This is a genomic window from Pseudoalteromonas sp. A41-2 (assembly GCF_015767615.1).
GTDB classification, from domain to species: domain Bacteria; phylum Pseudomonadota; class Gammaproteobacteria; order Enterobacterales; family Alteromonadaceae; genus Pseudoalteromonas; species Pseudoalteromonas lipolytica.
In genome coordinates this window covers 721,933-734,277 of record NZ_CP065231.1, presented here as the reverse complement: position 1 = coordinate 734,277, position 12,345 = coordinate 721,933, and the positions used below count along the sequence as shown (strand labels likewise).

The 12,345-nt window shown below is 41.9% G+C and carries 7 protein-coding genes; 1 reads left to right on the top strand and 6 read right to left on the bottom strand.

Features of this window, described 5'->3' with window-relative positions; all coding sequences use genetic code 11:
- Positions 1–373 precede the first annotated feature (373 nt).
- The 5 genes from IT970_RS03480 to IT970_RS03460 all read right to left on the bottom strand — a co-directional run bounded on the left by IT970_RS03480 (position 374) and on the right by IT970_RS03460 (position 5,469).
- On the bottom strand, positions 374–835 hold the full coding sequence (locus IT970_RS03480; RefSeq protein ID WP_118844028.1) for a methyltransferase family protein: 462 nt from the start codon (positions 833–835) through the stop codon (positions 374–376).
- Between the two features lie 43 nt (positions 836–878).
- On the bottom strand, positions 879–1,502 hold the full coding sequence (locus IT970_RS03475; RefSeq protein WP_036970755.1) for a 3'-5' exonuclease: 624 nt from the start codon (positions 1,500–1,502) through the stop codon (positions 879–881).
- A 9-nt stretch (positions 1,503–1,511) separates the two neighbouring features.
- A complete protein-coding gene (locus IT970_RS03470) occupies positions 1,512–3,350 on the bottom strand; it encodes a DUF294 nucleotidyltransferase-like domain-containing protein (protein WP_065978043.1) in 1,839 nt (612 codons plus the stop codon).
- A 120-nt stretch (positions 3,351–3,470) separates the two neighbouring features.
- Positions 3,471–5,195 (bottom strand): sodium:solute symporter family protein, encoded by a 1,725-nt coding sequence (locus IT970_RS03465; RefSeq protein ID WP_036970761.1) that lies wholly within the window; start codon positions 5,193–5,195, stop codon positions 3,471–3,473.
- A gap of 10 nt (positions 5,196–5,205) precedes the next feature.
- Positions 5,206–5,469, bottom strand: a complete 264-nt coding sequence (locus IT970_RS03460) for a DUF4212 domain-containing protein (RefSeq protein ID WP_036970763.1) — start codon at positions 5,467–5,469, stop codon at positions 5,206–5,208.
- A 385-nt stretch (positions 5,470–5,854) separates the two neighbouring features.
- Here IT970_RS03460 and IT970_RS03455 point away from each other — a divergent pair, with 385 nt between their 5' ends.
- On the top strand, positions 5,855–9,295 hold the full coding sequence (locus IT970_RS03455) for a PAS domain-containing hybrid sensor histidine kinase/response regulator (RefSeq protein WP_065978042.1): 3,441 nt from the start codon (positions 5,855–5,857) through the stop codon (positions 9,293–9,295).
- Between the two features lie 12 nt (positions 9,296–9,307).
- Here the strand turns inward: IT970_RS03455 and IT970_RS03450 are convergent, their stop codons facing one another.
- On the bottom strand, positions 9,308–11,950 hold the full coding sequence (locus IT970_RS03450; protein ID WP_196857608.1) for a DUF2339 domain-containing protein: 2,643 nt from the start codon (positions 11,948–11,950) through the stop codon (positions 9,308–9,310).
- Positions 11,951–12,345 lie beyond the last annotated feature (395 nt).

The following is a 12,345-nucleotide window of genomic DNA, read 5'->3' as shown; positions in this document are numbered from 1 at the left end:
GATGACGCTGGTTTTGGTAATCGACCTTACACTTTTTTATAAGAGGGTGTGCTTAAATAAAGTGGTTTTAGGTGTTTTAGATGACCCTGGTTTTAGTAATCGACCTTACACTTTTTTATAAGAGGGTGCGCTTAAATAAAGTGGTTTTAGGTGTTTTAGATGACGCTGGTTTTGGTAATCGACCTTACACTTTTTTATAAAAGGGCAAGATAAAATAAAGTGGTTTTAGGTGTTTTAGATGACCCTGGTTTTGGTAATCGACCTTACTCTTTTTTATAAGAGGGAGCACTTAAATAAAGTGGTGTAAAGTCGTGGTGGCGATAATTGAAAAATACAGTCTTCAGCAGTCCCTAGTCTTATTCAGCTTTGATTGTTATATCCATCGACGAACTGCTTTTTTATATTCACTATATTCATGCCCAAACTTTTGCTGCATGTACCTCTCTTCAGGCACTATTTGAAATCGATTCATGTAAAGGACAAACACCACAGGCAGCATAATATTTACGATATTCCCCAAATAAATACCCCACCCAATTAAAATAAGTAAGAAACCGACATACATCGGGTTTCGACTAACTTTATAGGCTCCATGAGTGACAAGGCTTGCCGACTCCTCAGGCAATCTCGGATCGACCGTCGTGCCAGCAGAGTGAAACTCATAAACACCCCATAAAGAGAAAGCGACCCCAATTAACGCGGTGATCACTGCCACAGGTAACAAAACGGCAAGCGTCATACTAAAAGGTGCCAACACATCAGCTAACATCCACATTATGGCAGCGAATATCACGACTTGAATAATTGGCGGCACTGTTAATTCTAATTTATCCATACCAATTCCGTTTGTTGTCTAACTTAGCGATGAGCATAACACATTACAGCAACTCCCCCACTTTTAAGGCTTTACCCCGACTGATTTGATGGCACTGCGCTAAAAAAAGCTCGGCGGTGGCCATGGCATCGGTTAAAGCATGGTGAGAGCTGTAATGAGGTAAGCCATAGCGTTTACGGCACTCGCTTAATGTTAGGTCATCGTGGCCTATTTCATGGCCTTGCTGATGGAGACGCTTTTTTTCAATAACGAACGTATCAAGAATTAACCGCGCTTTAGCTTCTAAGCCTAGTTTACGGCACGCTTGTTTTAAAAACCCCCAATCAAGCGTCGCGTTATGAAAAACTAAAATACAGTCATCAACGTGTTGGTGAAGCTTAGCAAGAATTGCTTCAAGGCTTTCACCGCTATCGATATCTTGCTTGGCAATGCCGTGATAAATAGGGCTTTGCTCTAGGCTCTGTACGTCTTTATTAATTATGTGCTGTGCCCCACTCATTTTAATGCACTGGTCTTCTATCATCACCCATGCCACCGAGACAATTTCATGTTGGCGGGGATCAAGCCCCGTTAGTTCCATATCTATCACAACGTAACGTTCTTTATAGGCATCAGCTGCCAATAATTGTTTGCGAGCCATATAACGACTGAGCCAACGTTTAACCATCAGTTATCCTCATAAGCTGCCACGCGCAAACTTAAAAGCGGCGGCTTGCTGAGCTTGTTTAACTAAATAAAAGGCTTCTTTTAATTGATGGCGTTCTAAAGAATTCAAGGTATTGGGGTTAATACAATTGCTCGGTAAGCCTTCTTCATTTATTTGTGTGCGTAAGCGCAGCTGCGTTAAGAAACGCCAACAATCTTTTAAGTTATAAACATCGTCTTTATTAAGTAAAGAATACTTCAGCAGTGCATCCAAACGCTCTTGGGTATTCGCCCGCTGAATACCCGCTTTGAGTGAATACAAACGCACTATATCGTTAATAATCACCACGCCGCGTTTTTTTAAATCAAGGTACTTGTGCTGTTTCGCATCTTTTTCTAATTTAAATTGGTTAAATAACCCAATGGGCACATGAGTATTTTTAATATCACTCGCCATAGCAGCATAAAATAAATCATTTTTAGAGATACGTTTTAATTGCTCATAAAAACGCGTGTACAGCGACATTGAGCCCTCAATAAAGCGTAAATCAAAGTAGATTTTACAATTTAACATGGCTTCTGGAGTCGGCGATGTGATCCATTTATAAAAGCGTTCACACCACTCACTGATGCCCATTCGACACTGTGCATTACTGGCCATAATGTTACCTGGACAACGTTTAATACCGCATTCAACCAACTGCTCACACACAAACTCCCCCATGCGTTTAAAGTAGTCTTGCTGCTCTGTTGTTAAATCATCAGGTAAAAGTAAACCATTATCTTGGTCAGAATGCAGGGTTTGCTCTTCACGGGCTTGTGAGCCAAAACAAATAAAACTAAAGTGACTGGGGGCAGCGCCGTTATCTTCTTGAAATAAATGAATTAAGCGCGAAGTTAACGCATCGGTTAAACCACTTAATAACTTACCGATAAGCGATATATCATCAATATTATTCGAAAAGCCTTTTAATAAGCTGGGGATCTCTTGCGAATAGCGCTTTAAATCAACCACAGAGTGGGCTTTATATATGCGTCCAATTAATTGCACTGGGTCGCTTTTTTGCTGACGCAGTAAATCAGTACTGGTCAACATGCCTAAGGGCTTATGATATTCATCGAGCACAGGTAAATGATGAATATTGTGTTTGAGCATTAAGTGCAGCGCTGAGAACACCCGATTATTCTCAAAAATAAACTTTGGCTTACAAGTCATAATCGTGCTCACAGACTCGTGTGGGTCAACCTCATCAGCAAGCACGCGATTACGAAGATCTCGGTCTGTTACCACCCCTACTAAGCGCTCGTTCTCAGTCAACATTATTGATGAAACACCCTGCTGCTTCATTTTTTTGGCTGTTTGGCGAATACTCGCATCAGGCGAAAGAGTTACCGCTTTGCGGTTCATTAACTCTGCTATTTTCTTCTCAGACCAACTGTCGTTTTGACTCTTATAATGCGATGACAACAAACGATTCTTATGAGCACGGACAAAGTATTGCTCAAACACTTTGTACTCGCGGCGTAAATAATCAAAAGACGCTTGGTCCAGCATATAAACAATGCCTTCTTTTTGCACCGAGAGACTATTTTGAATAGCCTCCCCCGTTAGCAAAGAGGGAAAGCCAAAATAATCCCCTGCAGAGAGCTTCGTGATCACATCCCCTTTTGCATCGACTAGGTCATAATCTCCTGAGCGAATTAGAAATAATCTCGGATTGTCAGAGCATAACCATTTATTTTGGTTTTCTCGTGTGAGGTAAATAATATCGAGGTGATTAACAAAATACTCGCTTGCCGCCGAATCGAGCTGATTAAACGGGGTTTGATTAATTACAAATTGGGCGACTTCCTGTTGCTCTGCATTCATAGCTATTCTCGAAATTAAGTGAGGCTAATAACTACACTACCCCTGTTTTAAAAAAATAAAAAGCCCGACTTAAGTCGGGCTTTGGGTTTATCAAAAGTGTGTTCTTTTAGTACCACTTTGTTAGTGTGCGTGCGCTGCACTTGACCCTTTAGGGTTACGAATGCCTTCCACCATTTCTTGAATTTCAACAGGTGTTTCAGCTGTTAGTTTAAGTACGATACCTGCTACTGCAAAGTTAATAATCATACCCACTAAACCAATCCCCTCAGGTGAAATACCAAATAACCAGTTAGCTGGGCCATTTAATTCAGGGCTAACAAACTTGAAGTAAATAATGTACGCCGCGGTGAATGTAATACCTGTAACCATACCTGCGATCGCACCTTCTTTGTTCATCTTCTTAGAGAAGATACCCATGATAATCGCCGGGAAGAAACTTGCAGCCGCTAAACCGAATGCAAATGCCACCACCGACGCCACAAATCCAGGCGGGTTAATACCAAAGTACGCTGAGATAACAATGGCGACCATCGCAGCAAGTCGCGCTGCAAGTAGTTCTTGCTTATCACTAATATCTGGTTTCAAGGTACGTTTTAACAAGTCATGCGATACCGAGGTCGAAATAACCAATAACAAACCCGCAGTGGTTGACAGTGCTGCCGCAATACCACCTGCTGCAACAAGGGCTACTACCCATGCTGGTAAGTCGGCAATCTCTGGGTTAGCAAGTACCATGATGTCGCGGTCAACATTCACTTCGTTGGCGCTATTTGGATCATCAATCTTGCCAGCTGAGTAGAACATTTTGCCATCACCGTTTTTATCGTTAAAAGTGATTAGGCCTGTTCTTTCCCAATTTTTAACCCATGCAGGTGCTTCAGCATACTCTGTACCGTTACCATCTTTACCGTTAATAGTATCAATCATGTTTACACGTGCAAACGACGCAACAGCAGGTGCAGTTGTATAAACGATAGCAATAAATACTAATGTCCATGCCGCAGAGATACGCGTGTCTTTAACACGTGGAACCGTGAAGAAACGTACGATAACATGAGGTAGACCCGCAGTACCCACCATAAGCGCACCCGTGATTGCGAATACATCGATCATACTCTTAGAGCCTTCGGTGTACTGCGCAAAACCGAGTTCGGTACTCAGTCCATCTAATTTATCAAGCACGTATTGACCAGAACCATCTGCAAGCGTGGCACCAAAACCAGTTTGTGGGAAAAAGTGACCTGTCATCATCATTGAAATGAAGATTGCTGGAACAAGGTAAGCAAATACCAGTACGCAGTATTGCGCAACTTGCGTGTAAGTAATGCCCTTCATGCCGCCAAGAACAGCATAGAAGAATACAATCACCATACCAATGTAAACACCGGTCTCAATATCCACTTCTAAGAAGCGAGAGAATACAACACCAACACCCCGCATTTGACCCGCGATGTACGTGAAACAGATAAAGATTGCACATAAAATTGCAACCACACGTGCTGTTTGTGAGTAATAACGGTCACCAATGAAATCAGGGACAGTGAACTTACCAAACTTACGTAAGTAAGGTGCTAAACACAGCGCCAGTAATACGTAACCACCCGTCCAGCCCATGAGGTAAACACCCCCATCGTAACCCGCAAACGAGATAATACCCGCCATTGAGATAAACGATGCTGCACTCATCCAGTCAGCTGCTGTTGCCATACCATTTGCAAGAGGAGGAACGCCACCACCTGCAACATAGAATTCATTAGTAGACCCTGCACGAGCCCAAATTGCGATGCCGATATAAAGCGCGAAGCTTAAACCGACGATAATAAACGTGAGTGTTTGAACATCCATTGCTTAGCTCCTATTCGTCTACGCCATATTTTTTATCTAACGTATTCATTTTGAAAACGTACACAAAAATCAAAGCTACAAAGGTGTAAATTGCGCCTTGCTGGGAGAACCAGAAGCCGAGTTTAAACCCAAAAAAACGTACTTCATTCAGTACATCTACCAATAAAATGCCAAAACCAAATGAAACGATAAACCACACTGCTAACAGTTTAAATAGCAGCGAAATGTTTTCCGCCCAGTAAGCTTTTGCTTGTTCTTCATCTTTAAAAGCCATTTTTATCCCCTTATGCATCACTTAAAAGTAATGAGTGGTATTAGTTGTCATTAACTAAGTTAGCAACGGTTCGGCATTATGGAATTGAGACCATAGTCGTAACAGCCAGTTTACGTTTACGTAAACTGCAAAGCACCTTTTGTTAATCAATAGTAAAAAACTATATTTAACAATAAGTTAACCTACAAATATAAATGAGAGAAATAACCAAAATAGTAAAAACGAATGATCTGCGACATTAGTCTAATAAAAAGGCCAAAATAAAATTAAGCATTAAATATCATAAACTTGTAAAAATTGATTTTTAACAAATCAAAATCAACACATCGAAATCAGCTTTAATTCTGGTAAGGTAGTGGTATTACAATAATGACTGAATTTGAACATGACTGCTGCGCTTATTTTTGTTGCTCTTGCCTACATTGGTGTATTGTTTTGGTTAGCAAACTGGGGGGATAAAACCACGCCTCTGGCTAAACGCATTAGCCATCACCCTTTTGTTTATTCGTTTTCATTAGGGATTTACTGTACATCGTGGACTTACTATGGCTCAGTCGGTACTGCCGCCACCAGCAGTTGGAATTACCTTCCTATTTTAATTGGTCCTGCGCTGTTATTTTTCTTTGGCCAAGGCTTTTTACGAAAACTGGTACTTGTTAGTAAAAAACAAAATATTACGACCATTGCCGATTTTATTTCTGCTCGGTATGGAAAAAGACAAACAACAGCAATCATGGTCACAGTTATTGCACTGTTGGCGACCATTCCTTATATCGCGCTGCAATTAAAAGCCCTTAGTAGTAGCTTTTTATTATTACAAAACGACAACCGTATCTCAGGGTCAATGTTAGCGCTGTCAGCAACACTAATTATGGCCATGTTTGCAATATTTTTTGGGACCCGTAAGGTCGATGTTACTGAATATCGCTCTGGGTTAATGCTGGCTGTTGCGTTCGAATCGATGGTGAAACTATTAGCTTTAGCTGCAGTGGCTGGGCTTGCCTTATACACGTTATTTAACTTAAACACCGTACAAAGCGAGCAGTTAACTGGGTCATTGTGGCAGCACTGGCATAATTTTGACTTTTTTAGCTTTAATTTTATCGGTCAATCGTTAATGGCCGCGGCGGCAATAATCTGTTTACCAAGACAATTCCATGTAACCGTTGTTGATAACCAAGATAAACGCCATCTTTATACCGCCCGCTGGGCTTTTCCGCTTTATTTATTGCTTACCGCTGCAATGATTTTCCCTATTGCCACAGCAGCAATCCATCCTGGTATCGGCAGTGGTTTTTCACCCGACAGCTTTGTATTAGCCCTGCCTTTAATGCACGAAAATGCGTTTTTAACCACCTTTGTATTTATCGGTGGATTATCGGCAGCCACCGCGATGATTGTCGTCGCGACACTCACACTCAGTACTATGATCTCAAATGATGTGGTGTTGCCATTAATGTTGCGTCGCAAATTTAAACGTAACCTCATCACCAGTAGCTACAAATCACAAATATTACTGGTGAGACGTTTTACTATTGCCGGTATTCTGATCCTGTCTTATTTTTATCAACAGTGGTTTGGCCATGGCAAAGCCCTCGCCAGTATGGGCTTAGTTGCATTTTCGCTTGTATCTCAACTACTCCCTGCCATTGTCGGTGGCTTATATTGGCGTAAAGGTCATGCTTACGGGGTATATGCAGGGTTACTTGCAGGCTTTATATGTTGGGTGTTATTCCTCATGTTACCGATTTTAGATGCCGGTAATAGCCTAAATGCAGAACTACAACAAACCCTTATTACGCGCGGAACACTCATTGCGTTGTTTGCCAATATTGGTTGCTATATAAGTTTCTCGTTAGGGGCTGATGAGCGTTTAATTGATAAAATTCAAGCGGCTGCATTTGTTAACCCAAAAGAACAAGCGGTGTTTGCACGGCGTTTAAATAAAAATGTAAAGGCCACTGTGTACGACTTTAAAGTACTGCTACAGACCTTTTTAGGTATTCAACGCAGTCAGCAAGTACTGGCGCATTTCGCTTTAACGCACAAGCTAGATGATAATAATGCCCACCCTGCCCCTGAATTTATCGCCTATTGCGAACGCGCTTTAACGGGTGTATTGGGCGCGTCATCGGCGCAAGCGCTTATTCATACTGTCGCTTCTGGTAAACGAATGGCCTTTGAAGAAGTGGTAAACTTCTTTGACGAAACAACACAAGCTCTGCAATTTAATCAAAACTTATTATTCACATCACTTGAAAACCTCAGCCATGGTATTTCGGTTGTCGACAAAGAACTCAATTTAGTCGCGTGGAACAAGCGTTATGCCGAAATGTTTAACTACCCCGAAGGGTTCTTAGAGGTGGGTCAAGCCATTGAAGAAGTGATTCGCTACAACGCCGAACGCGGTGAATGCGGCCCCGGTGAAATAGAGCGACACGTAGAAAAACGTGTACAACACCTTAAAAATGGCAGTCCACATCACTTTATTCGTCATCGCCGAAATGGCCAAGTATTTGAAATGATAGGTAACCCATTACCTGATGGCGGCTTTGTGACCAGCTTCTCTGATATTACAGCGCATATCGAAACACAAAATGCCCTTGAAGAAGTGAATATGGATCTTGAAAATCGGATTGAAGCACGCACGCAAGAAATCCGAACAATCAATAGAGATCTACAAGCACAAATAGACAGCCGAGTACAAACTGAGCAAGCACTTACTTTAGCTAAAAAAGAGGCCGAGCAAGCTAACGACAGTAAAACCCGATTTTTAGCACTCGCAAGTCACGACATACTTCAACCGCTAAATGCTGCCCGCCTGTACTTGGCGGCAATTGATGATAAGACGCTTTCAAGTAACAATTTAAATAACTTTGAAAAACTGGGGGCAAGCCTCGATTCAACTGTCCACTTAATGTCGGCACTGCTTGAAATAGCCAAGTTAGAACAAGGCGCAATGACCCCAACGCCTCGCCACTTTAGCATTGATGACATTTTAGCCCCGTTGAAAAATGAATACGCCATCATGTCGAGCGAAAAAGGTCTTAAGCTTAAAGTGCGATCAACCGGTGTTATTGTACATAGCGACATCACTTACTTACGTCGTATTGTTCAAAATCTTGTTTCAAATGCTGTTAAATACACTAATAGCGGCCAAGTTTTGATTGCGTGTCGCAAACGAAAACATCATTTAAGAATCGAGGTATGGGATACCGGCCCTGGCATTTCAGAGCTAGAACAAGCGAAAATCTTTAATGACTTTTACCGCATTGAAGCGGGCGATAATAAAGGTGTTGGCCTAGGTCTTGGGGTCGTAAAAAGAATGGTCGACCTTTTGTCTTTGCGTCTCGATGTAAGCTCAACACCCGGCAAAGGAAGTCGCTTTAGTATTGAAGTACCCTACGGAGACAGTCAATTTATACAACAAAAAGAGACACCGAAAAAAGGCGTTGAGAATCGTACAGCCATGAATATTGTGGCTGTTGATGATGACCCCGAAAACCTGCATGCAATGGCAAGTTTATTACAAAAATGGCAAGCAAATTATAAGCTATTTGAAAATGTCGACACCGTACTTGCGTATGCCAAAGAACATCGCGCACCCGACGTGATTCTAATGGATTATCAGCTTGGCCATGATTGCGACGGCATTACCTTAATAAAAACACTTCGAGAGATTTGGCAAAGTCCTGTTCCTGCCATTTTAATTACCGCAGTGCGTGACGAAGCCCTAAAACAGCAAACCAAAGCCGATAATATTCACTACTTGAGCAAACCAGTGAAACCGGCAAAATTAAAAGCGCTGCTTAATCACAGCACTTAAATGACCCCATTATTAAGGCAAAGCAACGGGCTTTGCCTTAAACTTTTGAAATAACCAGCTCAGTGCCACTAAAGATAATCCCAGCCCTATAAACGAGACGGCTCTTAACAGCCCTGTTAAATTTGCCATATCAATCAAAAATACCTTTAATACCACCAGCGCTAATAAACCAAGCCCTAGCTTTTGCACCGTAGCCAATGACTTTAAATGACCCATCACTACCACTAAAGCACCTATGATCAACCACACTAATGAATAGCTATAAAGCTCAGCATCTGAGGTAGGCTGCGCTAAGTTAATAAACTCACCTTGCCAGTTATGGCGTATTTCTGCATTAATATACAGTGCGGTGAAAGCACCCGCTAAAATATAAAATGGCTTCAGTAAACGGGAATTAATAGACCTAGTTAATTGACCTGCCCATACACATATTAATGCAGGCACTAACCACACAAGCAGTAACCAGTTAAAAACAGGCATTTGACCAATGCGTATCTGTGCAAAGAAAGGATTTAACTCCATGAATAAAGTAGCAGCGAGTAACCCTGCAAGTGTCAGTAATCCTAACCCCGCTAGTTGGTAAAGTTTTACCATTTGCTGCGTATACCGAGCACGCAGTAAATATACACACCCTAATACCCCCCAATTACACGTAAGCAAGATGTGCTCGTACACTGACAGGTTATTAAAATCAGGATAATGCCCAACCAATTGATAACTGGTCTCTGTGGTAACAAATAAAGCAATACAGTGTAAGCCTGCGCCTTCTAACCAAACCCTCAATGGCTGCTGTTGCCAAAACCTTGCAGCCCAATAAAATAACCCAGCACACAAAGGATAGACAACAATACTCCAATGAACGCCAAGCAATACTGCATCACTGTAACTTGGTGTCCAAGGTGCTAAGCTTAAGCGTACCAACAAACACGCTATTAACGCTTTTAATGGCCACATTGGTAAACGCAGTGCATGCTTATTAATATAAAAGCTAATTAATACAACCTGCATAGCTAATGCAAGCGTCAAACTACTTCCTTCAAGCAACATTGTGAGCGCTAAGCTGATGTTGCCATTGCCACCTAACCAAAAACAAAAAACCTGTAAGGGCTGCTTGCTACGCACCGCTAATTTAAATAACAGTGCACTGACCCCCAATAACACCGTATACCAGAGCGGATAAGCATCTGTAAGCGCATTATTTGGCGTAATAGCATACAAGCAACCAATAATCACAAAGCTCGACAGCGAAGCTATCAGCGAGAATCCTAACCGCTGTGGATATTTGCGTGCGAACAGCAAACCATAACTAATAAACAGCGCGATAAAAAACAGCCCGACTCCGTAGTTTTGCCTAAACACAAAAAGCTGCTCGGTAAAATCAACGCTATTACGCTGGCTAATTAATAACAGCACAACACAGCCGACTGCAATCGCTAACCAACTATCCCACGCGCTGTTTTTAAGCACTAAAAACAACAGCACACTGACCATTAACAGACTACTAAGTTGCCAAGTGAGTAACGCATTATTGCTAAACATCAAAAAACCAAGCGGCGCTAAAATCGCTATAAGCAATGGATTATCGGGTAGTTGCTTAAGCTGCTTTATGAAACGCTGAGGGCGGTGTTCTATTTGAATAAACTTAAGACCCAAACGCACAATCGCAATCAGTAGAAAGATACTGAACACAGCGTATACGTTAATAAACCACAGAATATTATGTGAAGCGCTTACTGCCACTAACCAATACCAACCAAGGTGTCCAGTCCAGAGCAAATACCAAAGCCACTGACGTTTCACATAATGAGCCACCAAAGAGGCCGAAACACTCACAAAGCCAACATAGGTCAACAAACCAACAAAGTCGTTACTCCCTGTATTCACCCAGACCGGCACACTGTAAGCACCAATAATACCAATAGCCGCAAGCAGAGGACCAAAGCGCAATGCCATCCAACTGGCAGCCAACGACACCAATGTCAAAATAGCGAAGGCAGGCAAAGGCGCTAATAATGCATAGTGGGTATAAGCAAGTAATGTTAAAGCAAAACAACTGATAAAGCCGCCACTGGCAAGCGCTGCCGGTATATAGTTATTAAAGCCTTCAAACACTATTCCTTTACGGTGCAAGTACTCTGCTGCCACAATTAAACTTACCCCAAAAACAGCGCCTAAAGTTAATCGCATCGTTTCTGACAAGAGCCCTGCTTCTAGCGAATAACGGGCTAAAAAGATTCCGCCAAAAGCAAGTGCAATAGCCCCAACCCAGGTCAGCCAATTAGTTTTAAACACTGAAATAAGAGAAGTGATAAACTCAAACGGAGCGGCTTTCTCTTGGGTAAGTATTGGCTCATGAGACGCCCCCTGAGGCTGCCGTGCTGCAGAGAGCATTGGCTCAACGTGCAACGAATCAATCGTTGCTGTTATTGTTGAATGCGAAGCTGTGTTTGTTGATTGTGATGAGGTTCTTGGTACATGCTGTTGAAATTCAGTATCCGTTTGCGGCTTATCGGGCCTTGGTTCAGCAAGCTTCTCTCTTAATAACGCGACTTCTTTTTTTAAAACAGATAGCTGAAATAAAGCAATTATTCCTGCAACAGAACCGCCGAATACCACTAAAACAAGCAATATTAATAACGCAATACCTTCATCCATACCCAATCCTTGTCTCTGCTTTAACAACATAAAAGCGTTCATTGTTTATACAATAAACACTTAGTAAGAGTAAAGCGATGGTCGTTTCGCGTATTTTTCTATTAGCGAGGGTCAGCTCCCATTCGCTCAAACATCATTTTATAGTTTAAGTTATACCATCATGCTCTATCCTCGCTATTTTCGCCCTTACCGAGTTACGTTGCTTAAAAACGACGCTCTGTCGGCTGTGTTCACGTATCACATAAGATGCGTGCACTTCATTCACAACAACGTGTTGTTGGCTCATCGGGTTAAACCTCAACACTATTGCATGTAATATCAATAGTTTCAGCGCTTTGACTGTTATAAAGCCAGACTAGTCTGTTTAAAATTAATTATTAGATAGTCGAAATTGC

Bases quoted from the DNA above. Each gene is read 5' to 3' on its own strand.
- IT970_RS03480 (WP_118844028.1), bottom strand. From the start codon at position 835: ATGGATAAATTAGAATTAACAGTGCCGCCAATTATTCAAGTCGTGATA.
- IT970_RS03475 (WP_036970755.1), bottom strand. From the start codon at position 1,502: ATGGTTAAACGTTGGCTCAGTCGTTATATGGCTCGCAAACAATTATTG.
- IT970_RS03455 (WP_065978042.1), top strand. From the start codon at position 5,855: ATGACTGCTGCGCTTATTTTTGTTGCTCTTGCCTACATTGGTGTATTG.
- IT970_RS03470 (WP_065978043.1), bottom strand. From the start codon at position 3,350: ATGAATGCAGAGCAACAGGAAGTCGCCCAATTTGTAATTAATCAAACC.
- IT970_RS03450 (WP_196857608.1), bottom strand. From the start codon at position 11,950: ATGGATGAAGGTATTGCGTTATTAATATTGCTTGTTTTAGTGGTATTC.
- IT970_RS03465 (WP_036970761.1), bottom strand. From the start codon at position 5,195: ATGGATGTTCAAACACTCACGTTTATTATCGTCGGTTTAAGCTTCGCG.
- IT970_RS03460 (WP_036970763.1), bottom strand. From the start codon at position 5,469: ATGGCTTTTAAAGATGAAGAACAAGCAAAAGCTTACTGGGCGGAAAAC.